This is a genomic window from uncultured Cohaesibacter sp. (assembly GCF_963556055.3).
GTDB lineage: Bacteria > Pseudomonadota > Alphaproteobacteria > Rhizobiales > Cohaesibacteraceae > Cohaesibacter.
Genome location: NZ_CAUVYE020000008.1, coordinates 463,833 through 487,558, shown reverse-complemented (window position 1 = coordinate 487,558; position 23,726 = coordinate 463,833). Strand labels below are relative to the sequence as shown.

General features: G+C 54.1%; 21 protein-coding genes, 1 tRNA gene and 1 pseudogene. 7 read left to right on the top strand and 16 right to left on the bottom strand.

Going from position 1 to position 23,726, the window contains the following annotated elements; translation table 11 throughout:
• Positions 1-29: 29 nt before the first annotated feature.
• Together ACHZB8_RS04375 and ACHZB8_RS04370 are read right to left on the bottom strand one after the other, a co-directional pair.
• Positions 30-1,406 (bottom strand): PTS mannitol transporter subunit IICBA, encoded by a 1,377-nt coding sequence (locus ACHZB8_RS04375; protein ID WP_316858917.1) that lies wholly within the window; start codon positions 1,404-1,406, stop codon positions 30-32.
• Positions 1,407-1,436: 30 nt separating this feature from the next.
• On the bottom strand, positions 1,437-1,901 hold the full coding sequence (locus ACHZB8_RS04370) for a PTS sugar transporter subunit IIA (protein ID WP_316858916.1): 465 nt from the start codon (positions 1,899-1,901) through the stop codon (positions 1,437-1,439).
• 223 nt (positions 1,902-2,124) lie between these two features.
• Here ACHZB8_RS04370 and ACHZB8_RS04365 point away from each other — a divergent pair.
• Positions 2,125-2,295, top strand: a pseudogene (locus ACHZB8_RS04365) (DeoR family transcriptional regulator); the annotation flags it as partial.
• 99 nt (positions 2,296-2,394) lie between these two features.
• Positions 2,395-2,901: a hypothetical protein gene (locus ACHZB8_RS04360; RefSeq protein WP_316858915.1), complete on the top strand. Its 507-nt coding sequence runs from the start codon at positions 2,395-2,397 to the stop codon at positions 2,899-2,901.
• A gap of 72 nt (positions 2,902-2,973) precedes the next feature.
• On the opposite strand, the gene ACHZB8_RS04355 is transcribed toward ACHZB8_RS04360, so the two are convergent.
• The 6 genes from ACHZB8_RS04355 to ACHZB8_RS04330 form a co-directional block, all read right to left on the bottom strand.
• Positions 2,974-4,926 (bottom strand): methyl-accepting chemotaxis protein, encoded by a 1,953-nt coding sequence (locus ACHZB8_RS04355; RefSeq protein WP_316858914.1) that lies wholly within the window; start codon positions 4,924-4,926, stop codon positions 2,974-2,976.
• A 506-nt stretch (positions 4,927-5,432) separates the two neighbouring features.
• Complete coding sequence (locus tag ACHZB8_RS04350; RefSeq protein ID WP_316858913.1) at positions 5,433-5,987, bottom strand: copper chaperone PCu(A)C; 555 nt, start codon at positions 5,985-5,987, stop codon at positions 5,433-5,435.
• Between the two features lie 31 nt (positions 5,988-6,018).
• Positions 6,019-7,353, bottom strand: coding sequence for an ABC transporter permease (locus tag ACHZB8_RS04345; protein ID WP_316858911.1), 1,335 nt, complete (start codon positions 7,351-7,353; stop codon positions 6,019-6,021).
• A complete protein-coding gene (locus tag ACHZB8_RS04340; RefSeq protein ID WP_316858910.1) occupies positions 7,346-8,032 on the bottom strand; it encodes an ATP-binding cassette domain-containing protein in 687 nt (228 codons plus the stop codon). The genes ACHZB8_RS04345 and ACHZB8_RS04340 overlap by 8 nt, the downstream gene beginning before the upstream one ends.
• A 2-nt stretch (positions 8,033-8,034) precedes the next feature.
• Entirely contained in the window at positions 8,035-8,481 is a 447-nt protein-coding gene (locus ACHZB8_RS04335) for a hypothetical protein (protein WP_316858908.1), read from the bottom strand.
• A 149-nt stretch (positions 8,482-8,630) separates the two neighbouring features.
• On the bottom strand, positions 8,631-10,112 hold the full coding sequence (locus ACHZB8_RS04330) for an alkaline phosphatase (protein ID WP_316858907.1): 1,482 nt from the start codon (positions 10,110-10,112) through the stop codon (positions 8,631-8,633).
• Positions 10,113-10,470: 358 nt separating this feature from the next.
• Here ACHZB8_RS04330 and ACHZB8_RS04325 point away from each other — a divergent pair, with 358 nt between their 5' ends.
• On the top strand, positions 10,471-10,809 hold the full coding sequence (locus ACHZB8_RS04325) for a hypothetical protein (RefSeq protein ID WP_316858906.1): 339 nt from the start codon (positions 10,471-10,473) through the stop codon (positions 10,807-10,809).
• On the opposite strand, the gene moaA is transcribed toward ACHZB8_RS04325, so the two are convergent.
• The 4 genes from moaA to ACHZB8_RS04305 all read right to left on the bottom strand — a co-directional run bounded on the left by moaA (position 10,770) and on the right by ACHZB8_RS04305 (position 16,175).
• On the bottom strand, positions 10,770-11,837 hold the full coding sequence (gene moaA / locus ACHZB8_RS04320) for a GTP 3',8-cyclase MoaA (RefSeq protein ID WP_316858905.1): 1,068 nt from the start codon (positions 11,835-11,837) through the stop codon (positions 10,770-10,772). The genes ACHZB8_RS04325 and moaA overlap by 40 nt on opposite strands.
• Positions 11,837-14,293, bottom strand: a complete 2,457-nt coding sequence (torA, locus tag ACHZB8_RS04315; protein ID WP_316858903.1) for a trimethylamine-N-oxide reductase TorA — start codon at positions 14,291-14,293, stop codon at positions 11,837-11,839. The genes moaA and torA overlap by 1 nt, the downstream gene beginning before the upstream one ends.
• Positions 14,294-14,356: 63 nt before the next feature.
• A complete protein-coding gene (gene torD, locus ACHZB8_RS04310) occupies positions 14,357-15,007 on the bottom strand; it encodes a molecular chaperone TorD (RefSeq protein WP_316858902.1) in 651 nt (216 codons plus the stop codon).
• Complete coding sequence (locus ACHZB8_RS04305; protein WP_316858900.1) at positions 15,000-16,175, bottom strand: NapC/NirT family cytochrome c; 1,176 nt, start codon at positions 16,173-16,175, stop codon at positions 15,000-15,002. Before ACHZB8_RS04305 ends, torD begins: the two co-directional genes overlap by 8 nt.
• Positions 16,176-16,376: 201 nt before the next feature.
• Between ACHZB8_RS04305 and ACHZB8_RS04300 the strand changes: the two genes are divergently transcribed.
• Positions 16,377-17,099: a response regulator gene (locus tag ACHZB8_RS04300; RefSeq protein WP_316858899.1), complete on the top strand. Its 723-nt coding sequence runs from the start codon at positions 16,377-16,379 to the stop codon at positions 17,097-17,099.
• Between the two features lie 3 nt (positions 17,100-17,102).
• On the opposite strand, the gene ACHZB8_RS04295 is transcribed toward ACHZB8_RS04300, so the two are convergent.
• Positions 17,103-19,475: an ATP-binding protein gene (locus tag ACHZB8_RS04295; RefSeq protein ID WP_316858898.1), complete on the bottom strand. Its 2,373-nt coding sequence runs from the start codon at positions 19,473-19,475 to the stop codon at positions 17,103-17,105.
• 256 nt (positions 19,476-19,731) lie between these two features.
• Positions 19,732-19,805 (bottom strand) — tRNA-Gly (locus ACHZB8_RS04290).
• A gap of 308 nt (positions 19,806-20,113) precedes the next feature.
• On the opposite strand from ACHZB8_RS04290, the gene ACHZB8_RS04285 reads away from it, so the two are divergent.
• The 3 genes from ACHZB8_RS04285 to ACHZB8_RS04275 all read left to right on the top strand — a co-directional run bounded on the left by ACHZB8_RS04285 (position 20,114) and on the right by ACHZB8_RS04275 (position 21,891).
• Positions 20,114-20,917, top strand: coding sequence for an ion transporter (locus ACHZB8_RS04285; RefSeq protein ID WP_316858897.1), 804 nt, complete (start codon positions 20,114-20,116; stop codon positions 20,915-20,917).
• 115 nt (positions 20,918-21,032) lie between these two features.
• Positions 21,033-21,701 carry a glutathione S-transferase gene (locus ACHZB8_RS04280; protein ID WP_316858896.1) on the top strand — a complete coding sequence of 223 codons (669 nt, stop codon included), beginning with the start codon at positions 21,033-21,035 and terminating at the stop codon, positions 21,699-21,701.
• Positions 21,702-21,726: 25 nt separating this feature from the next.
• Positions 21,727-21,891, top strand: coding sequence for a hypothetical protein (locus ACHZB8_RS04275; RefSeq protein ID WP_316858895.1), 165 nt, complete (start codon positions 21,727-21,729; stop codon positions 21,889-21,891).
• 28 nt (positions 21,892-21,919) lie between these two features.
• On the opposite strand, the gene ACHZB8_RS04270 is transcribed toward ACHZB8_RS04275, so the two are convergent.
• Together ACHZB8_RS04270 and ACHZB8_RS04265 are read right to left on the bottom strand one after the other, a co-directional pair.
• Positions 21,920-22,897 (bottom strand): GNAT family N-acetyltransferase, encoded by a 978-nt coding sequence (locus ACHZB8_RS04270; RefSeq protein WP_316858894.1) that lies wholly within the window; start codon positions 22,895-22,897, stop codon positions 21,920-21,922.
• A gap of 253 nt (positions 22,898-23,150) precedes the next feature.
• Positions 23,151-23,726 (bottom strand): YigZ family protein, encoded by a 576-nt coding sequence (locus ACHZB8_RS04265; protein WP_316858893.1) that lies wholly within the window; start codon positions 23,724-23,726, stop codon positions 23,151-23,153.

Genomic DNA, 23,726 nt, shown 5'->3' with positions numbered 1-23,726 from the left:
GATTTCCCTCGCAGTTCGTCTTTTCGTGGCTAGGACAGTTTCTGGACCAAATTATCGTAGAAATCGCTGTCCATGAAGTTCCCAATGCTCATATGAAGAGCAGACGGCAACTTTCTTTGCGCCCTGTCGGTCAGCTCACGCTGCGTGATGACAATGTCAGCATTCTCAAGGTCATTGATCGCCTTGTTGGAAACCTCGATCTTGAGGCCCGCGGCTTTGACTTTTTCGCGCAGGACCGAAGCACCCATTGCAGAAGAGCCCATACCGGCATCGCAAGCAACGATGATGCTTTTCACGTCGCTGAAGGCAACGGGAGCAAGGCCTTTGGCTTGCGCCTTGTTGGCAGCCACCTGTGCCTGTGCGGCTTCGAGATCGTCACCAGCAAGTTCGCTACTGCGAATGATCAGGGCACTGATCGCGAACGATACGGCTGCCGCGATCACGATGGAAGATACCGTCAGAACCACACCCATGCCTTTGGTGGACATCAGGAGTTCGGCAAAGATGGAACCTGGAGAAGGAGGGCCTACAAGACCGTTACCCATGATCATGTTGAAAGCGAGGCCAGCCATGCCACCGCCAATGACGGCGATGATGAGGCGTGGTTTCATCAGGATATAGGGGAAATAAATCTCATGAATACCGCCGAAGAAGTGAATGATCGAAGCGCCATAGGCAGATTTCTGCGCCGTGCCCTTGCCAATCAGCATATAGGCCAGCAACACGCCAAGGCCCGGTCCGGGGTTGGTTTCGATGAGATAGTAGATGGACTTGCCGAATTCGGCCGACTGCTGTGCACCGAGCGGCGTGAAGACACCGTGGTTGATCGCGTTGTTCAGGAACAGGATCTTGGCAGGTTCCACGATAATGGAAACCAAAGGCAGAAGCCCCTGTTCGACGATCCAGCCGACACCAGCTCCAAGTCCGTTGGTCAGCGCAGCAACCACCGGGCCCATGACAAGGTAGGCGATGATCGCGGTGATCATGCTGATGATGCCAAGAGAGAAGTTGTTGACCAGCATTTCAAAGCCGGGCTTGATGCGATGATGAATGCGCTGGTCGAACTGATTGATCGCATAAGCGCCCAGCGGACCGGCGATCATGGCGCCAAGGAACATCGGAATGTCGGCGCTGACGATAACACCCATCGTGGTGACCGCACCGGCAACAGCGCCGCGATCCTTGCCGACCATCTTGCCGCCGGTGTAACCGATCAGCAGAGGCAGCAGATATTTGATCATCGGACCAACAAGGGCTGCCAGACTTTCATTGGGCAACCAACCGGTTGGAATGAACAGCGCGGTGATAAAACCCCAGGCGATGAAGGCGCCGATATTGGGCATAACCATCCCGCTGAGGGTCCGTCCCAAGGACTGGATCCCCACCTTAAGATTGTTCTCTAGCATTAAATCCTCCCTTGAGAAGCTTTGAACAATTTAGATTAGAGCTTGATTTAGATCCTCTTGTATGACCGCCGCATCGGACGTCGCCTTCCAGCGATCGGTCACAACCGGCGTTCGGATCAAGTGAGCGAGGGCGCTGAAAATGCGGCTCTGATCCGCTCTGATAGCGGATGTACCTTCATTTTCCGGCACCGCGCAGAAAGCAACAAATACGACGCTTTCGCTACTGCCATGCCATGTCAGGTCTGGATCGGCGGCTCTGACAAAACACAGAACCGGGGCGCAGATATGTTTGGTCACAACGTGAGGGATAGCCGTGCCATGCCCTGCAAATGTGCTCACCAATTCCTCACGATGCATCACATCGCCCAAGAGCGATTCTGCATCTGCGGTCTTGCCAAGCTCACGGAGTTTGAGGCATATTCCCTGGATGATTTCTTCGCGCGTCGAGCCCGGAAAATCTAACCAGATGGCCTCCCGATCCACCTTAATTGTCACTGTTCACTCTCCTCTCACAGGGCCTCGAGCACACCTGAGAGAGCAGTATGAACTGCTCATAGCCTTGACGTGTCATAGTTTGTTCCTCCCTCAGTGATCAAATATGCCACATAAAAAAATCACAAGCAATCATTAATAATCATTTCGATCATAAAAAATTGACCCTCGTGCGGATATATTGTAATCATAATCAAAAGATCTGTTTGAAATTTCAGGAACAATCATGCTAGCGCAGGTCAGGCAAAAAAAATTGCTGGAACACCTCGGAAAAGTTGAGGTGGCGACGGTCAGAGAACTTGTGGAAGCACTCGATAGTTCACCCGCAACCATCCGCCGTGATATAAATCAGCTTAACAATCTAGGAAAGCTAAGGAAAATCCGGAATGGTGCGGAAAGAATTTCACAGGAACAGGGGATAGATTCTGCTCAAAAGAGTGATTCGAATGTGATCTCTTTTGATTATTTTGATCACATTGACTATTTGGAAGCAAAAATGATCGCGGAACGGGCGGTCGCCCTTTGCAAGACCAAGGACAGCATCTATATCGGCACGGGTTCAACGGCCTATCTGATGTTCGAATCTCTTCTCAAGACCAATATTCAGGTCTATTCCAACGCCGTGCCCCTGATCATCAAACTGCTCACCTCGTCCTATCCGCATCTTGTGGTTCTCGGGGGGCAGCATATCGAAAGCCAGGGCATTCTGGTCTCCCCGCCTTCGAAACTCAATTTTCAGGGACGTTTCCTCTTCGTTGATGCCGACGGGCTGAGCGAAGCCGGGCTCACCAAGACCGCGATGCTGGCCTATATGGAAGAAAAGCGCATGCAGAGCCACGTTGAAAAGGTCGTGGCGCTGGTGGGTGTCGACAAGATGGGGAATGACAGCGGCATACCGGTATTCGGCCTTGATGAAATCGATATCGTGATCACGGGGAAGAGTGCCGATCCCGACATGCTCGACATTCTGAGGGCAAAGAATATCGAGGTTATCACCGTTTAGGATGCAGCCTCGCGAGGAGCGACGAAGCGCTTTGCCGCAACTTCGGCTGGCTCCTTCCCTTTCGGATGCGACCTAGACAAAGCGAACGCCCGCATCCCCATCCTTGGCCCAGACGATTTCTCCTTCGACTGTTCGCTCATCAGTCTGCAAGGTCAGCAGGTCTCCCTTGGAAAGCCTTTTCACGCCACGCAGGCGCGCGCCCATATCATTGATATTGACCAGCTCGACTTTCTCCGACTGTCCATTGATGAAGATCACCGCCGGCATGTTGACCGCTTGACGGTCTGCCCGTCGACGATCTTCGACATCAGCAGCCACCTCTGAAAGGAACTGGTCGACTTGACTGGACATGGAGTCAATGATGCTTGCAAGCTTCCGGGAGGTTTCTCCCACCTCTGTCGACTGGACACGGGTCTGCTGAATCATGTTGGACATGGCTGCCACATTCTGTGTCGCAGCTCCGCTGCCTGCCGATGCGCGAGCGATACTCTGGGAGATCTCGCTGGTCGCAGCCGTTTGCTCTTCGACTGCGGAGGCGATATTGGCGGTCACCTCGTTGACTTCACGGATATTGCCTGAAATGGCCTGAATCGACTTGATGGCTGTCTCGGTGGAAGACTGGATAGATCCGACCTGAACGGAAATCTCATCCGTTGCCTTTGCCGTTTGGTCCGACAAGCCCTTCACCTCTGCCGCGACGACAGCAAAGCCCTTGCCCGCTTCGCCAGCGCGGGCCGCTTCGATGGTCGCGTTAAGAGCCAGTAGGTTGGTTTGCTCGGCGATATCCCGGATCATGTCGATGATCTTGCCAATATTCTGGGCGACGCTGGAGAGCTGATTGACATTCTGATCGGTCTCGGTTGCAACGGCCATGGCGTTGGCGGTGATTTGTGTCGCCTTTTCCGATTGATGGCTGATTTGCGCGATGGAAGCGGAAAGCTCGCTGGCGGCTGTGGCGACCGTTTCCACATTGGTCGAGGCCAGATTGGACGCATCCTTGGCCTCTTCTGCGGTTTTTGCCGAATGATCTGAAAGAGAGATCATTTCCGTCGACGTCTCGGTCATGGAACGAGCTTCTTGGGAAAGCTCGGCCTGCATATTGCTGATCGCCTTGCGGAAATGACCGATCATGGTATCCATCTGGCTTTGACGCTGCCGCTCATGATCGCGCAAAATGCCGCTTTGTTGCTCCAGCTTCTCGCGCTCTATGGCGTTTTCCTTGAAGTGCTGGAGCGCCCGACCCATGTTGCCCAGTTCGTCCGATCGTTCAAGATACTGAATTTCAAGATCCGTGTGTCCGACAGAAAGATCATTCATCTGACGCGTGATGGTGCGCAGGGGCACAGTAATCTGGCTTCGCAGCAACGCCGCCAACCCTGCCATGACCAAAACGAGAATGGCGACAAATGCATAGGTGAATGTGTCGCGCATGCTGGCCGCCTGCTTTTCGTCTGCAACGACAGAAACGAGGTGACTGTTGTTCTTCTTCAGGGCCTCAAGGGTCAGATTCTTGTCCTTGTCAAGATTCTCGGCAATGGTTGCAGCCACTGCGTCAAACTCGGCCATCAACTTGTTGCCTTCAGCCGGACCATCGGCAACATAGGCCCTGGCCATTTTCTGTCCGGTTTCATAATAGGGTGCAAAGCTCGCTTCTGTCGTGCGCAGGCTCAAGACCAGCCTCTCGAAGCCGAGCTGTCTTGCAAGCGCGGTCGCGTTGGCGATCTCGGCAGAAAAGCCCTCGGCATGGTCCTTAGCCATGTCGAAGCCGTCATTCAGTCCATCAAGCCCCCGCGTTGCCGAAATATCGGTCAACCATTGCTGAACCTGAACAACATGCAGCTTTACCGTATCAATCGAGTCGATGAGACGCAGGGACGGTTCGCTTGTCTCAATCGCTTCTCGCATTGCCAAATCGGCCGATTTTTCAATCTCGTTGACCAGCCATTCGGAAGCGGCGATATAGACCACAATGAGGGAAAATAGCGCAAATAGAATTGCATACAGCTTGCCGGACATGGTTTTCATTTTGTCACCAGGCTCATTTGTCAAAGAAATTGTTCAGTCGCACATTCATGGTCAGCTTTTCTTGCAAATTGCTCGAAAAGAGACCAATTGATTAGTAATTGATTACTGATGGTGGTTAATTATGTGTTTACGACTTGTAATTTTTAACCATGTAATAACCAAGGAGGCCATGATTTCTATTTGCCTCAATTCCATGTTTCTTGTCGATTTTTCGAGGATTTCCATGGCCTGAAACGTTTGGCCGACTTGCTGGACAGTTCAGCATCCGGTTGTGAGGCGTTTGGATAAAAGGGACATTTGGCGGGTTTGGCCACCCGAATCTGGCGCAGACTGTCTATTGCTTCGGCATGCAAGGCTTCATGTCTTGAACAAAGCGGCAGACGCTGTCTCCTGAAGCCGAAACCCGTCTTCGGAGGTCTGGTTGACGGAGGCCTGTTCTGGCAGGCCTCGGCCCGGTGATATTGGGAGGGGCATCTGTTCGCACCCTATGCCGGAAGCCTTTTTGCCTATTCGTGCATATGGCCTGCATGGCTATGCCGGGTCGCATTGGAGGCGCCGACCTCGACATTGACATGGATGTCGACGGCCTTGCCATCCTTGACGAAATCAAGGCCCATCTCGAAGCTTTCCCCTTTGTGCAGATCGTCCTTCAGATCATTCAGACGCAGGGCAAGGGACTTGGGCGCCAATTCCATTTCCTGCCCGGCCTTGATGGGCATTTCAGCGATTGGAACATAAAGGTCGTTACCGTCTTTCATCATGAAGCCGACCAGTTCCACGCTCTTTGCCTTGCCTGAATGGCCACCTTTGATGGTGAAGAGATGGTGCGAGCGATTTTGCAATGTGACAAAGACCAGCGCATTGTCTCCCTTGTGAGATGCCCGCGTCCAGGCATGGACGGCGCGCATGCCGTCGGCCTCGCTGACATGGCCAGAATGATCAGGATGCGCGTGATCATGATCTTCATGTTCATGAGACGCAGCAAGAGCAACATCGGGGACCGACAGCGAGAGTGGCACGGCTGCGGCGAACAGAAAGGCCAGAGCAAGTGTCTTCAGCATTATATTCCTCCGAAAATGGGCAAGATCTCAATCAAGTTCTGAGATCTGCGACAACAGGACGCCTGAGGGCCAGAAAGGCAGGAAACATGGCCAGAAGGATCGTGAAGCTGACAAACAGCGCCACCAGATGGAATTCCGGCCAGCTGAGGCTTGCTTCAACCAGAATATCTGTGCGCTCACTGACAATGCCCGATATGACTGATGTCGTGGCAAAGCCAAGCAGGATGCCCAGAAGAGCGCCGGACCCGATGAGGGTCGCGGCAAAGCTCCAGACAATGGCAAACAGGAAGCGGCGCGGTGCACCGACCGCCCTTAAAAGTGCAAGCCGTCTGGAGAAGAGCCTGGTCAGGATCACCAGACCGGTCAGCACACCTGCGGTCACCAGAACTTGCGTGATCACGGCCATGACGGACATGACCTGACGCACATCCCCTAAAAGACCGTGAAGCTGGGAAAGGACGGCACCGGGGAAATAGGCCATGCTGTTCGGACGAGAAAATTCCGACTTCAGCGCATAGTTGGCCCAAAGCTGGTCTGCATGAACCAGAATGGCGGGGGTTCCGGGGAACAGCTCGGGATCGAACGGTGGACCAACCTGCCCGCTCCGGGCCTGCCTGTGCCCGGTTCCCAGTCCATGAACCAGCCAGACAGCTTCAACCGGCACAAGAATAGCCTTGTCCCATGGGCTTCCGGTCTTGCGCATGCGTCCAACCACCTTGAAGACGTCACCGTCATGTGCCCCCGCGTCAGCGCTGTCGCCAACGCCGTGGGCCGGGGTGAACCGGTCTCCGACATCAAGATCGACATTGGAACCGATAACCGCTTCGAAATGGCTCGCAAACGCTTTTCCTTCGCCCAGATCGCCTGAGAGATGGGCCATGAATTCAGGTGTTGTACCAATGACGGGATGCCCGGCAAAGCTGTCTCCAAAGGCAATGGGAGCGGCAAACGCCACCTGATCATGATTGGCAATCTCGTCATAGAGTTTACCATCAAGCAAAGGCATGTCCGAGGCTTGCAGATAGACCGTTGCCATGACGTTGGAAATCTCGCTGCCCGGTGAGGCGATGATCAGATCAAACTTTTCTGCCGCCTTGGCAGTGCCACGTCGCAAGCCCCGTTCCTGAGCGATGAGACCGACACCGAGCGCAACGGAAACCGCGATAAGGCCCACAAATACCAGATTTGTCCAACGGAACTGCCACAGCATCGCCTTTACCAGCGTAAAAGGCTTCAGCCCTCTTGTGACGATGAAACCGACCATGAGGCATGGCAAGATGGAGAACAGCAGCAAAAGGCCATCCTGCATGTCGGGTGAGAGCGCTTCCCAGAGCGGCAGCAGCCGATCATAATAGATGTCAGGCATTGCTCACCTCCCTGACCATCTGGCCGTCGACGATCTCGATGACGCGGTCCATCTTTTCATGCAGATGACCATCATGACTGACGGCGATGAGTGTCTTGTTCTCGGCCCGGACCAGAGCAACCAGATCATCAATGAGGGCATCGGCGGCCACTCGATCAAGGCTGGCGGTGGGCTCGTCGGCGAGGATTATGGCAGGGTCATGCGCAAGGGCACGTGCTATCGCCACCCTTTGGCGCTCACCGCCCGAGAAGCTTGCAATCGTGCGGTTTGCGATGTCCCTCACCTTGAGCTTTTCCAGCACGTCCGCGGCATTCTTGCGCAGATCATTCTGGCTGATGCTCCTGATATAGCCCGTTGCAATGGCCGCGTTTGAAAGCGCATCCAGTTCTTCAAAGAGCAGGAAGTCCTGAAATATCATTCCGATGTGATGGCGGCGGAAGCGGGACCGGGCTTCTTCGTTCAGACTTGCGAAGTTGCAATCGCCCCAGTGAACAGATCCGGACTTGACTTTGACCAGCCCGGCGAGCGCAAACAGCAAGGTTGATTTTCCCGCTCCTGACGGACCACGAATACCGATGGTTTCACCCGGAGAAACTGTCAACACATCCAGTGACAGCAAAAGCCGTTCACTGTCGCCGACAATGGAGAGATCTCTCACAACAAGCGCAAAGTCCGACATGATCAGGCAATCTCGTATTTGGCGTGTTCCAGGCGCACCATGCTGTAAAAGCCGGTTTCAGGATCCTGATAGCCACCCAGCGCCAGCCGCCCCTTGACGATGATTTTCTTGTTGAAAGGAAGAACGTCCACAATCCTGTCGGTATAGATGGCCAGAATGTCGTCTGGCCAGTCCGTATCCGGTTCGCAAAATGGGCAGACAGCCATGGGCATTTTTGTGAGAACGAAGAATTTGGATTCCGCTTTCAGCGGAGGCGCCATGAAACCATTCACTGCGATTATTTTGCCTTCATGCGCGGTAGCAATATCCGAGAAAGACAGGTCTTTATTGTAAAGCTCACGCATTTTGATCGATTTTGGCCGAGCCATCAGCTTGGTCGGAGCGGCAAGGCCAAGCAGGCCCGCACTTGCGGCAAAGGCTGTCATTTTAAGAAGACTTCTGCGATCCATGGTAGCGGTCCTCCTGCGCCGAACCGGACCTCAGGGCACATGGTGCCGGGTCTGCGGTCCTCAAGGCATGATCGTGTCAAATGCGGTGTGAAACATAGAGTCGTGGAAGGGACCGAAACCCCTTCCACGATTTTCAAACAGAGCCCGGCTTATTCACCGGTCGCTGCATAGGTCATGACGTGGAAGATCTCGTTCTGTTCGATGGTGGAGTTGAACAGGTGAGCCCAGGGACCACGAGCATAAACGGCCACGTCTTCACCGGAATGAGACTCGGAGGAAAGCGGAACCAAAGACTGCTGAACATAGTCGATATCGGTTGCTTCTTCCTGAGTGACAGCCGGGCGAGTGCCAGTCCAGTCTTTGGTTTCGTCAAGAACAGAACCTGGGCCGTTCAGGAAGCCAACCACTGTGTAGGGCTTGCCGTCCTTGCCAAGCAGAGGCTTGTCGGAATGCATGGTTCCAGCCGGGTCGATGTCATAGCAAAGGCCAAGAATATCTGAGCCACGACCGCAGTAACCGTTGAAGGCAATCGCATGTTCATGGTCGGCAGTGACAACGATCAGAGTGTCTTTCGCGTCGGTCAGTTCAACCGCCTTTGCAATGGCTTCAGCAAATGCAGCGCCGTCGGTAACGGTACGAGCGGCGTTGCCTGCGTGGTTGGCGTGGTCAACGCGACCGGCCTCGATGGTCAGGAAGTAGCCGTTTTCAGAGCCGTCCAGCGCCTTGATGCCGGCTTCGGTCATTTCAGCCAGAGAAGGCTCGCCGGTGCGATCTGCCTCATATTTCATATGAGAGGATTCAAACAGGCCGAGAACCGGCTTGCTCCAATCGGCAGCAGCAAAGGTCTTGTCGTCCCAGATATACTGAATGCCAGCAGCTTTTGCCTCTTCGATGAGGTTTTTGCCATCCTTACGCTTGCCGCCCTTGCCTTCGTCGCCTTTGACGTCGGAGGGAATGAAGTGGCGGCGACCGCCGCCCATGGCGATGTCAACGTTGCCGGATTTCATTGCGTCGATCAGCTGAACCGCGATGTCTTTCTGAGTGCAGCCTTCCGGCAGATAGTTGTCAGATTCGAAATTGCGGTCAGCGGAGTGAGCATAGGCGGAAGCAGGTGTGGCGTGGGTGATGCGGGCGGTGGAGATCACGCCGATCTGTTTGCCCATGCCAGAGAAGAACTCGACGGCATCGGTAACGGTTGCGCCTTCAACAGCGGAGCAATCGCCACGAACCAGCGTTTCGTCGACGCCGATCACACCCGCTTTGGTTTTGACACCGGTATGGAATGCGGTGCCGGTACCAGCCGAATCAGGGGTCTGAGCGTTGGTGTTGTAGGTTTTAACCAGAGCAACATTTGGCAGAGCATCCTGAGGCAGGACGTGCTCAGAACCCATTTTGCCCAACTGCTGGCCAACATAGAGGCGGGTCGCATAGTTGGAGCCAACGCCGTTACCATCAGCAATCAACAAAATGACGTTCTTTGCCTTGCCGGTAATTGGCTGCATCGCAAGACGCGCCTTGACAGCGGCTGCGCCATTTTTAAACCATTCATTATCGGACTGTTTGAAATCCGCAGAAATTGCAACAGAAGAGGTTAGCAGCAGGATTGCCGCAGTAAGAATAGATTTTTTCATCCTGGAAACTCCCGGTCAAGATAATGTGGGAGAAACTATGTTTCAAAGATATAAGATTTATGACATTCAAAACGGGAATTATTTCTTGAAAAACCGGCTCTCTATTTTCGATCCGGCACTTGCCAAAACACGCAAGAATGAATGAGAAACGATGTTCTGTAATAGTCCTTCTGTTCTTTCCATATTCGTATTTATGACAGTATAGTCTGGCTGGTTTTTTGATCGAAAGGGGTTCGCTTTTCCCGAAATTCTCCCATATCGAGGCTCATATTGCCGGAAATACGAAACGTTATACCATAACCTTCAGTTACAAATGGAAGAGTCGCTTTCTCTTTCTGTCTGATAGCTGGAAAGCGCGATGAAACGGACCAACTTTTTCATCGATACACTTTCTTTTCGCTCCGTTCTGCTTGGAAAGCGCACCTTTTTGACCTTCGGACAACCTGAGCTATCCACAAGCAGGAATGACATCGCAATGCTTGAAACCGGACGTCAGGCGCTATCTGCGGCAGAAACACCCCACTTGCTCAAAACCGGGCAAGCGGGGTGTTTTTGTTCCACCGCGTGCGTAGCCAACTGGCTGCACATGCGAATGGATCAGGCCGCGGGGACTGGCCTGTTATCTGCGTCCGAACCAAGGCGCGTCGTTGCGACCCTCTACCCCCCCGTCAGCGACATGGCGCGCTCAACATCCTGAGGCTTTTCAAGGAAATTGTGCTCAAGCGGCTTGAGCTTCAAAGCCTCGTATATCAGTTCCTTCAGACCATCGTCAGAAAGCCCCTGACGAAGGTGAGGCCGAAGTTCGAAATTGACCGTATTGCCAAGACAAAGATGCAATGTGCCTTCGGCTGTTAGACGCAGCCGGTTGCAGGTGGCGCAGAAATGCTGTGATAACGGCGTGATGAAACCGAAATGCACATCGGTCCCTTCCACCTTGACATAGCGGGCCGGACCGCCGCCATACATGATCGAAGGCACCAGATTGAAATGCTCGTCCAGACGGGCCCGGATTTCCTTGAGATCAATATAATGATCGGTTGCCCGCTGACCGCTTGCCCCCACCGGCATGGTTTCAATGAATCTCAGAGCAAAGCCGTTTTCGAGGCAATAGTGCGCGACATCGACGACTTCGTCATCATTGACCCCACGCATGACCAGCATGTTGAGCTTGATCGGCGCGAAGCCTGCCTCTTTGGCCCTTTGCAGCCCGTCGAGCACCTTTTCAAGGCTACCGCCCCGACGCGTTATCAATCGGAACCGGTTTTCGCGCAAGGTATCAAAGCTGATATTGAGGCGGCGAACACCCGCCTCATGAAGGGCTTCGGCGTGCTTTTCCAGAAGAACGCCATTGGTGGAAAGAGAAAGATCCTCAATGCCCGGAATGTCATATAGCTGTTTGGCAAAGCCTGCGAGCCCCTTGCGAACCAAGGGCTCTCCTCCGGTGAGGCGGACGCGAAAGACCCCAAGCTCGGCAAAGGCGGCAATGATACGGGTCAGCTCGTCATAGGTCAGATAGCTGGCGGGAGGGGTGAAATCCTTGAAATGCTCCGGCATGCAATAGAAACAGCGCAGATTGCATTTGTCGGTCACAGACAGGCGGACATATTCGATCTTGCGTCCGAAAGGATCAAAACAGGCCATATCAAATTCCTCCCGTCCTGTTTCTCGTGTCCAATGGGGAATGGAGGGAGCCAAAGCCCCCTCCAGAATTTGCAACGATCCCATCACCCTTCTTTGGGTGTCGAGAAGACTTTCACGTCCGGCAGCTCTCCGGTGAACTTCTCGGCGTCGGCAATGATGGAATAACCGCAGTTGCCCTGTGCGAGTTTCGAAGTGCCGATATCAGGAGACAGCACATTGACGTCACCATAGGCATCAAGGCCACCAAGCTCGACCGGATCAAACCAGCCACCTTCCTGCACGCGCAGAACACCCTTGCGTACCTTGTCGGTCACCACGGCACCGGTGAGAATCTGACCGCGGTCGTTGAAGACGCGGACGACATCGCCGTCGGCAATACCACGAGCCTTGGCGTCATCTGGATGGATCCAGCATGGTTCACGCCCTGCAATGGCATATTTTTCCCGGTTTATCGTGCCGCACAGCTGGCTATGCAGGCGATATTCGGGATGCTTGGTGCTGACAGCCAACGGGAATTTGGCATCCGGGCCATCAAGGCGTTCGATCGGTTCGATCCACATCGGATGGGCCGGACAATCGTCATAGCCCATCTTTTCGATATTTTTCGAATAGATCTCGATGAGACCCGATGGTGTGCCGAGCGGTTCAAGCAGAGGATCTTCCCGGAAGTCCGCATGGCGAACATAGCTTTTTGCCTCATCGGTGATTTCGAATTCGGCAACGCCTTTTTCCCAGAAGCTGTCAAAGTCAGGTACGTCGATCTTCTTGGCTTCGCCCTGTTTGACGCATTCGGCATAGAAGCCCTTGATCCAGCCCATTTCGTCCTTGCCTTCGGTGAAGGCTTCTTTGGCGCCGAGACGATCTGCGATATCGGCCAGAATGTCGAAATCGTTACGGGCTTCAAAGACAGGGTCGATCACTTTCTTCATGGCCAGAATTGCACGGCTTGAATAGTCGCCGACATGCTCGATGTCATTGCGTTCATAGGCCGTTGTGGCTGGCAGAACGATATCTGCATGACGAGCGGTTGCTGTCCATTGGAAGTCGTGAACGATGAAGGTATCCAGCGTCTGGAAGGCCTTGATCATCCGGTTGCGGTCTTGATGGTGGGCAAGAGGGTTGCCACCGACCCAATAGGCAAGCTTGACTTCGGGATATTTGTTTTTCTTGCCGTTGAAGTCGAATTCACCACCCGGATTTTCCAGCATGTCCACGACGCGGGCACATGGAATGGATGCTGCACCAGCCGTGGTCAGCCATGCTGCGCCATCAACCGCAGCGCCACCATCGGAGATGCCGGGCAGAACCGGTGAATTGGCCGAAGGTGCCCCACCGTTTGCATAGTGATAGCTGAGACCGAAACCGCCGCCGGGAAGTCCGATCTGACCGATCATCGAGGCCAGGGTTACCAGCATCCAGTGTGCCTGTTCACCATGATGGGCGCGCTGGATCGACCAGCCGCTCGAGAGCATGGTGCGGGTCGAGGTAAAGACCTTTGCAAGACTCTTGATCGTATCAGCAGGAACACCGCAAATCTCGGAAGCCCATTCGGCCGTTTTTGGCGTGCCATCCGACTCGCCTAGCAGATAAGGCAGGAACTTGTCGAAGCCTGAGGTGTATTCGGACAGGAAGTCTTCGTCATGCAGGCCTTCCGAATAGATCGTGTGGGCCACACCGAGCATCATTGCCACGTCGGTCTGTGGCTTGATGGGAATCCATTCAGCGCCGAAATAGTCAACGGTTTCGGTTTTGATCGGATCGATGACGATGATTTTCTTGCCAGCTTTCTTGAGCTGTTCGAAATATGGGAAGCCACCATGATCGCCGATGAGCCAGCTGATCTGGTTGGTATTGATCGGATCGGCCGCCCAGAAGACGAGGGTTTCGGTGTTTTCAATCACCACCGGCCAGACGGTCTGCTGTTCGTAGACTTCCAGCGTTCCCATCACATGCGGCATGATGATCTGGGCGGCACCGGTGGAATAGTCGCCAGAACTGTTCACGAAGGCTCCGTCAAGACCAAGATTGAGCATGCGGCGCAACAGGCTCTGGCAATTGTGCAGGCGGCCGGGGCTTTTCCAGCCATAGGAACCGGCGAAAGTGCCACTTGCACCATAGGTTTCCTTGACGCGTTTGAGTTCATTGGCCACGAGATCAAGCGCCTGATCCCATGAAACCCTTACGAAATCATCTGTGCCGCGGGTTTCCGGCTTCGAACCGGGGCCACCTTCCAGATAAGCACGGCGGACCATGGGATACTTGATGCGTGTCGGGGAATAGACAGAGTCAAGAATGCCGGGCAACTGTTTGGACGGGAAAGGATCTCCTTCCCAAGGTTTGATTTCTGCAAAGCGCCCGTCCTTGACAATGGCGTTGAAGGCACCCCAGTGGGACCCGGTCAGAATGGCCCCATCGCCACCAGCAGCACGCGCCAACCCTGATTGCAACAGAGCCGGAGCGAATACGCCGAAGGCCCCAAGAGCGGACGCGCCCTTGAGAAAACTACGGCGGGACGTGTAGTTATTGAACGGATGTGACATAATGTACTCCTTCCTTTCCTCCATTGGCGAAGTATGTCTTTGCGAGCCGAAGCCCGAATTCTTTCAAAGTGTCTTGAATGACGCGGCATCCTCTTTGAGCCAGGCCAGCAGGGCCTTGGCTGCATGGGAGTAGAAACCGTGGCGATCCCCCTGCATGACGGCATGGGAAAAAGATGGCAGCCATGAAGCGAGCTGACTTTGCAGGAATGCCGATTGGCGCTTTTCATCTCCCAGCGCAACCAGCCGCGCCATGACGCTGAGTTCTACCGAGACATGATCGGACGGCTCGTGGAAATCATCCGGCAGAGACATCTCAAGGCACCGCAAGAGTGCGTTCATGTCACTGACCGGGGCCTGATAGAGCCGCGATCCCTCACCCATATGGGCCGACTGATAAGGCGGGGCCGAATGACGGCCCGCAACACCATGGAACAGGCGGGAGAAGTCTCCGGCCAGATCCAGATGCAACTGCTGAAGGGTGTTTGCCTGGCTCAGCAAAGACTCGAAATGGGTCACAAGCGGCTCAAGGCTTGCTTCCTCCTTCATGATCGCCAGAAAGGCCTTCCCCTCTTCGCCCTGATAGTGGCTGAGCATGTCGGCGCTCAACTCTCTGGCAAACAGATCCGCGAGCCAGTTGTAGACAAGCTCCCTTTTACCGGGCAGCATTGCTTCGGCATCAGGCATTTCAGCGGAGCGAGGGGCTGAATCACTCATGATGATCCTTTACGTCGCTGGCGTTGAATTGCAGATATTTCTGCAAGAAGCGGAATTGTTCCTTGTCGATCGAGACAAAGCGCTCCATCGACTTCAGGACACCGATCCACTGGTTGGCAAGATAGTGGTGAGCATCTGGTTTGCTGTGGCAAACGGCACAGGAGGCAACATACATTTCCTCCGCATAGCCCCAGAGTGCAGCCTCATCCGAGACCAGATCGGCCTTGTCGACCCATGCATCAAGCTCGACCTGATGCCAGACCAGTTCGGTATCCGGGTCTGTCTCGGTTTTGAGGCGTTTTATGGCATCGGTGCTCGTTTTGCCCACCGTTGCCTGGAAAATCCGCTGGCCACGAAGTGCATAGATGATGCGGTCGACCTGATCCTGTTGCCAACCCTTGAGACTGATCTTGAGCACATCGCCAGAACGGTCCAGAACATCGATCCGGGTTCCGGGAAGAAACTTGCCTGCTGCCTTGCTACCCTCTTTGGCCTCGTCCTTGTCCAGATAGAAAGACTTGGTGGTCAACGTGAAGAGCGTGTCGTCCTTGTCAGCCTGTTTGGCAGAGTTTTCCTGCAATTGTTCGAACATGAGTTTGTAGCCCTGACTCATGTCCGGCATCTTGTGAGCGATACCCTTGTGGCAGGAAATGCAGGTTTCGCCGTTTTCGGCGGCAATCTGCATCTGCTTGGCGCTTTCGGGCCGTTGCGCGTGAAAATCCATTGCCTCGAAGGAATGGCAGTTACGGCACTCACGGCTGTCCGTGGCTTCCATCTTGGCCCAGACAACTTTGGCAAGATCGGCCCGGTGCTTTTCATACAGCTCCGGCGTTGCGAGCTTACCGGTCATCTTGTACCAGACATCCTTGAGCGCAATTGCCTTGGTGACCATCTTGGGGCCCCACTCGCGCGGAACGTGGCAATCGGTGCAGATGGCGCGCACGCCTGAGGCATTGGAATAGTGAATGCTCTGTTTGTATTCCTCGTATGGGGTGCTCATTTCATGGCAGAAAGTGCAAAATTTCAAGCTGTTGGTCGCTTCAATCGCCGTGTGAAGCGCACCCCAGAAGATGATGCCTCCGACTACGCCGACGCCGAGCAACACACCGGTTCCCCAGCGAACACTCGGCTTGAGGAACCAGGCCCGTATCCCCCGCAAGAAATTCATAAAGCATCCTCCCAATTGAACGTTTTTCACGCTTGGGAGAAGTTTAGGACTGCGATGTAAACAGCGTTCGCGAAAGCTATGAACAGGATGTAGAATTATATTAACAGGATGTAAAATTTGTCAGCAGGTCCCCAGATGGCGTTGCATTGGGCGGTGAGGAATGCACACTGGGAGCTGTCACTTTTTATTCAGGAAACAAGCATGACGGAAAAAGCGCTCATTCTGGTGGTTGAAGACGAGTTGACCAGTCGTGCCATGCTGTCGGGCTATCTGAAGGCGGAAGGCTACCAGATCAGGGAAGCCGAAAATGGTGAAAAGGCACGAGCAGCCTTTGCCCAGAATGAGTTCGACCTGATCATGCTGGACATCCGGCTTCCCGACGACGACGGGCTCACTCTGTTGAAGGAGATCCGCAGACAATCGGACGTCGGCATCATTATGGTGACCGGGAAGTCAGACGATGTGGACCGGATCGTGGCTCTGGAAATGGAGGCTGATGACTATGTCATGAAGCCCTTCAATCCGCGGGAATTGCTGGCCCGGGCGAAAAATGTCATTCGTCGCGTGAGGGCGGCCAGAGCCAACCAGACGGACAGCCATATCCTGACATTCCTTGGCTGGCAACTCGATCTCGATCAGCGATGCCTGTTCGATCCCGATGACGAGCAAGTCTATCTCACGCGCGGCGAATTTGAATTGCTCACTGCTCTTGTTGCCAAAAAAGGCCGGGTGTTGACGCGGGACAATCTGCTGAACCATCTCTATCATCGTCAGTGCGATCCCAACAGCGACCGGATCGTGGATGTTCTGGTTGCCCGCCTACGCAAGAAGATCGAGATCAATCCCAAAGAGCCGAAATTGATCATCACGGTGCATGGGGTGGGCTATGTCTTTGCCGCCAGTCAGAGGCCGCAAGGCGAGTAGCGATCATCGGGTGGCGATCATGCCTGACCATTTCTGCAACAGGATATCGGTGGAGCTGGTTCCGTTGGCGGCGATCTTGTTGATCAGGAAATCAATGCGAACGCCATTGCCCGTTTCACTCGCCTGTTCGAGATCTTCGGCCAGATCCGCCATATAGGACAGCCCAACATTCCTGCAAGCGCCCTTGAGTGAATGGGAAGCGTGCTTGAGTTCATCCAGATTGTGCGAGCGATGGCAATCGAGCATCTTTTCGAAAAGCGCACTTGAAGAACTCAGATAGGCATCGATGATGGTCTGGGTCGTGTCAATCCCGAGCATGTCGAGATGCTGCCTCAGAATTCGGTCCTCGAACTGTTCGGCCACAAGGATCTTGCCGGAGACGTCAGGCATCGCTCCCTTGTTTTCGCTGTTGCCGACGCAATCATTGATCGCTTCGACCAGTTCGGTCTCGGCGAAGGGCTTGCCGAGAAATCCGCTTGCTCCGGACTTGAACAATTCCTCGATGTCATTGCTGACCACGCTGGCACTGCTGAGCAACACCGGCAATTTGGCGATCCGGTCATCGTGGAAGGAGCGAATCGCCCTGAGGGTTTCCAATCCGCCCATTACCGGCATCCGATCATCAAGCAGGACCAGATCAAACGCCTCCCGCCCCAGATAGTCCAGAGCCTCAAGGCCATTTTCAACCTCAGTAATCCTGTGATCGAATTTTTTCAGATACCCCTTCACCACCATGCGGTTCACTTCATTGTCTTCGACCAGAAGGATGGACAAACCATATTGCGTTTCAAGAGCTTCCGATGTCTGGCCGGCATAGTCGAGCTGCCCGGAAGACTTGAGCATCGGGATCCTGAACCAGAACAGGCTGCCGCTTGCATTGCGATTTCGATACCCGATCTCGCCACCAAGCGCCAACACCAGTTTCTTGCAGATCGCAAGCCCCAGCCCGGTGCCACCATAAAGGCGGCTGGTGCCTGATTGCTGTTGAGTGAAGGCTTCGAACAGATCCTCTCCAGGTCGCTCGACAAGGCCGATGCCCGTATCCCGCACATCGAACCGCAACATGGCCGGGTTCTCCGGTGCCGGTCTTATGGCAATCTCGACCGAACCGGAATCGGTGAATTTGACCGCATTGCCAACCAGATTGAGCAGGATCTGACAGATCTTTGTCGGATCAGAGCGCAGGATTGGATCAAGATCCTCGGAGATCTCGATCTTCAATTTCAATCCCTTTTCCTGAATATTGGCATTGACCGCATCCCTCACCCGCTCAACGATCGCTGCGAGTTCGAAATCGACGATATCCAGTTCCAGAACTCCGGCTTCGATCTTGGAATAGTCCAGGACATCATTCAGAACCGAACGCAGGACTTCGCTGGAATTGTTGATGCCGCTCACATAGTTAGCCTGCTGTTCGGTGAGCCTTGTGTCATTGAGCAGATGGGCGAGCCCCAGAAGACCGTTGAGCGGCGTTCTGATTTCATGACTCATGGTCGCCAGGAAGGATGATTTGGCCTGATTGGCCGCCTCGGCCTCTTCCTTTGCCTTCTTGTGTTCGGTGATGTCGTTGAGGATCAGAACGGTGCCGAGGAATTTCTCACTGAAATCCAGCATGGGCTGGATGCGAACATCGAACGACCTGATACCGTCACAGGTTTGAAGGTCCGTCTCGAAAACATCCTCCCCCTGATGATCGAGAATAAGCCTTGTCACCTGCTTTTCCAGATCCGCAAATTCCCGGTTGCCATAATAGACCGCGCCGGGATCCTTGGCGCTGACAAAGAGCGCATGGGCGGCGAAATTGATGTTTTGCATGGCCCCGGTTTCATCAAGTAGAATGACAGGATCCTTGAGGCTTTCAAAAATGGTCAGATATTTGTTTTTCTCATTGGTGATCCGCCTGTTCTCTTTCTGGATCTCGGTGAGCTTCTCGCTTTCGCTCATCACGGTCCATTCGGAGCAGAAGCCCAGTTCGATCAGGTCATAGAAACGATGGACGAAGAGCCGGTAGCGCTCCCTCTGTTCCCTTGGATAATCCTGCTCGAGAATCAGGTCGAGATAGGCCTGCCGATAATATTTGATGAGCCCCAGAAACAGGGTCAGCGTCACACCGCGAGCCCGGTGCAGCTTGGCCTGGTTGACACCGAAGGCAGCAATCGGATGGGTGTTGAAGTTTGCCTTCGCCTCCAGTATCGGGGGGCTGTCGGAAAGACTTAATGCCATCAGCAGGGAGTCCGACAGACCACAGACAGCAACGCGCCAGGCTTCGCGCAGCGTCGAGGTGAAATCGGAATATTCTCCCTGTTTTGAATAGACCGCCACGCGCTCGACCAGAAAGTCTTCATTGTTGGCGATCAAGTCCCGCAGCTGTTCCATCATGGCCCCCGGGTGACTGACAATTCTGAGCCATCATAGGAAGGAAAGCCCGTTCACTGATTGATTTCAGACAAATTCCGCACGAATGGAGCAAATTTCCTGCAATGGCTGACAGCCTCGGCTCAGGTGGCTCACTGGATGCTGCACAGACGGAAGTGAACGGCAGAAGGAGGCGCCGGTCGAATTTGCAAATGCCAGAGAAAGAACGCTCTGTCTCTCAGGGTTCGGCAGTGTTCGACAGGGTTCCGCAAGGAAATGGAGCGGGTGAAGGGAATCGAACCCTCGTCGTAAGCTTGGGAAGCTTCTGCTCTACCATTGAGCTACACCCGCGTCCGGCAATTGCACATTTCTATCACAATCCCCGCCGACCTCAAGTCCGGCTTTCGTGTTTTTGTCAGTTTTTTGACAATCCGAACAGCTTTTCCGCTCGGCATCTTGGTGCCCTGATTTTGCTATCGAGCCGCTCTGGTCTCACCAAGGTGAGAAAAAGTGGACAAACCCATCGCACGCGTCGGGCGCTCGGCGAGACTGTGGTATTAATGCGGAAATCTACTTATTTCGAACTTGAAAATCCTCTTTGCAGCCCCATTTATTGGCGGTTGTTTTGCGCCGTGCCAGAGAGAAGAGGGACCCAATTCATGTTTGACCGGATCAAGACCATCCTTAATTCCAAAGCGTTCGAATTCGGGATTACCGGGCTGATCATCTTGAACGCGATCACGCTGGCGCTTGAAACCTGGCCAGCCGCCGAAGAGCGGTTCGGCACGCTTTTTCATGTCTTTGATCGCGCCATCCTGATCATCTTCGTGATCGAGATCGGCCTTCGGCTGGCGATCCATCGCCTGCGCTTTTTCAAGGATCCCTGGTCGATCTTCGATTTCACCGTTGTCGCGATTGCCTTGATGCCGACAACCGGAGCCCTGTCGGTCCTGCGGTCCTTGCGGGTGTTGCGCGTGTTGCGCCTGATCAGCTTTGTCCCCTCCCTCAAGCGGGTTGTCGGGGCGTTGCTTGAAGCCCTGCCGGGGCTCGGGTCGATCACATTGTTGCTCGGGCTCCTCTATTTTGTCTTTGCGGTGATGGCGACCAAGCTTTACAGCGCCGAATTTCCCGAATGGTTCGGCTCGATCGGCAAGTCATCCTATACGCTGTTTCAGGTCATGACGCTGGAAAGCTGGTCGATGGGCATTGTACGCCCCGTAATGGAGACCCATCCCCATGCCTGGCTGTTTTTCGTGCCCTTCATTCTGATGACATCCTTTACCGTGCTGAACCTTTTTATCGGTATCATCGTCTCGGCCATGCAGTCCGAGCACGAAGCCACGGCAGAGGCAGACCGGGCGCAATTGCATGAAGAAACCGAAAGCGTCATGAGCGAGGTGAAGGCCTTGCGTAGCGAGATTTCCGACCTGAAAGCTCTTCTGGTGGCTCGGCAGAAACCGTAACAATCCGCCGCCCCTTGGCGTCGCCCGCATATGCAAGCGGAAGTGGCGGTCATGTTCCCGCCCAATTTGTGGAGATGATGGGCCCCTTGTTCAATAGTCGAGGATCTCAGCCAGCATGACAGAAACAAGGCCACTGCCGCTTCTTTATTCCTTTCGCCGATGCCCCTATGCGATGCGGGCCAGGATGGGACTGTTTGCGTCGGGCGTCGTTGTGGAACTCAGGGAAATCGTACTTCGCAACAAACCTGCCCATATGCTGGAGGTCTCGCCAAAGGGAACTGTTCCTGTTCTGGTCAAGCCGGATGGGACGGTTCTGGAAGAAAGTCTTGATATCATGCTCTGGGCCCTTTCCCAGAATGACCCGCACGGCTGGCTTGTTCCCGAGCAGGGCACGCTGGAGGAGGCATTGGCCCTCATCGCCGAGCTTGACGGATCCTTCAAGCACCATCTTGACCGCTATAAATATTCTTCCCGTTACGAGAATGCCGACGAGGTTGTTCATCGGTCCATGGCCATGGTGGCCCTTGCGTCGCTGGAAGCGCGGCTCGAACTGTCGGAGCAACTGTTCGGGAAGCGGATTTCGATCGCCGATATCGCGCTATTTCCCTTTGTTCGGCAATTTGCCAACACGGATCGGGACTGGTTTGACAGCAATGCACCGGTGAGCTTGCGCAAATGGCTCGTTTGTCATGAGACATCGCAGCTTTTCACGCACATTTTCCGCAGATGGCCAGTCTGGCAAGAGGGGGACCCGGTCACACGGTTTCCCGAACAGGCAGACTGACCCCGGATCGGAATGGCCGTCCGGGATGATTGCGCATAAAGGCCGCCAGCATCAGGACATAACCGGTATCAAGGAATATGTGAAAGGCCATAGAGAACAGGCGAGCTGCTCGCCTGCTCAGATTTCGGCCTTGTCATCGGGGACGCCGGATTGGGGACGCCGGATTGGAGGCACAAGCTTGGGGCGCTGAACAAAATGCCCCCACGACCCGCCCTTTGTCAGGACACCCAGCGACGCAGACGGCCTTTCATCGGCGTGCGCCTGACCGCTTCCGCGACACTCAGGCCAACACTTCCCAGCAGGGAATGGGTGTGCCACAAGGTATAGATCGGAATGGGACGCGTGCCGAATTTCAGTTTGTAGGCCTCGTCACCGACAGTGAAGTCAAAGACCCCGATATCAAATTTAATGCAGTTTGCGATGATGTCTTCCGTCATCAGCAGGCCCGGGGAATAACGCCCGGCGCGTTCGAGATCAAATCCCATCATCAGCATCAGATACCGGCCATCATGTTTGAGGCCATATTCAACCGCGACGATCTGGTCGTTTAAGGTAAACTGGCACAGGCAGACATATTGTTTTCCGGCATCTTCAACGGCCAACTGGCGATAAAACTCAAAAATCTGCGGATCCTGAATCAAATCTTCACCAGGGCGATCCTTGTAGCGGTCCTTATGAAAGGCCCGAAGATGGTCCATGGCAATCGCCACCTCATCGGGCTCGGAGAGAACTTTCATCTCCCAGCCTCCATCCCTTTCCAGGGTGCGCCGCTTACGATCGCGATGCTTGCGTTCGTTCTTGGAGACGTTGGCAGCGCGCCATGCATCATAATCAGTCCCAAGATCAACAGCATGAGCTGAGAAATCCGAAACCTGCATATGGGCGTTGGGGAACAGTTTCAGTATAGCGGGATTGTCCGTTGGCATATGCTTGATGCGCAAGATGTCGTAACGCCCAAGCTTTTTCAACAGTTGGCGGCTGATTGCTGCGGGATCATCGATCCAGTTGTCAATGTCGCGATGAAGGATCGGCATTGCATAGTCGACCAGTCCCATATTGGCATATTCAAGGATGGTGACAGCCAGCTTCTTGCGGGCAATCAAAGGCAACAGACCAACCAAGGCACCCGTTTGCTTGCACCGCATAACCAAGGTCCGCTCTTCGATCTCCGGAAATTTCTCAATGTGGCGTTGCATTGCGACCTGCCAGTTGGGATGTTGAAAGGCCGTCGCATCCGATTGGGCAAATAGGTCCTTATAATCTTTTGAATCGTAATCAAAATTCGATGTAACATTAAGTTCAAGCATGGTGGTCAGTCACAACCCAGAATTTGTCTATTTATTGCCACGCATCCTTTCACAGAGAAGATAAGCAATCGTGAATATGTAATCAGAGCTGGCCAATTCCCCCACTTCATGCCGCGAATAACTGGAAAAATCACAATTTTGGTTAATAGAGATTGAGGTCTGTCATAAATGCTTCGATGGCCTCGAGTGTGGCTTCAGGCCCTTCAAGCAGAATATCGACGCCGCTTTCATGGAAGGTGCGATCCAGAACCGTGAGTTTCAACGCACCGATCTGGCGCTCGATGTCGTTCATCTGATCGAAGCGCCCCGTCACTTTCTTTTGCAGTATCCTTTGCCAGAGGGTAAGGCTTGCGGCATCGATTGCCATGGAGGCAACGCCCGAATAGGCCCGCGCCAGACCGCCCGCCCCCAGTTTGGTGCCGCCAAAATAGCGGACAACGATCACGCCGCAATTGATCATTTCACGGCCGATCAGAACCTTGAGCATGGGCATGCCGGAGGTGCCGGCTGGCTCCCCGTCATCCTTGGCCCCTTCCTCGATGTGATCATCGTCATGGATCATGCGGAAGGCGGTGACATGATGATTGGCTTTGCGATGCTCCAGGCGCAGCTCCGCCAGCCGCTCTTCAAAGGCAGCGATGGGAACGAGGAAGGCAAGAAAACGGGACTTTTTCTCTTCAAGCTCGGCGGTGAATTCTCTCTCGACGGTTTGCAGCAT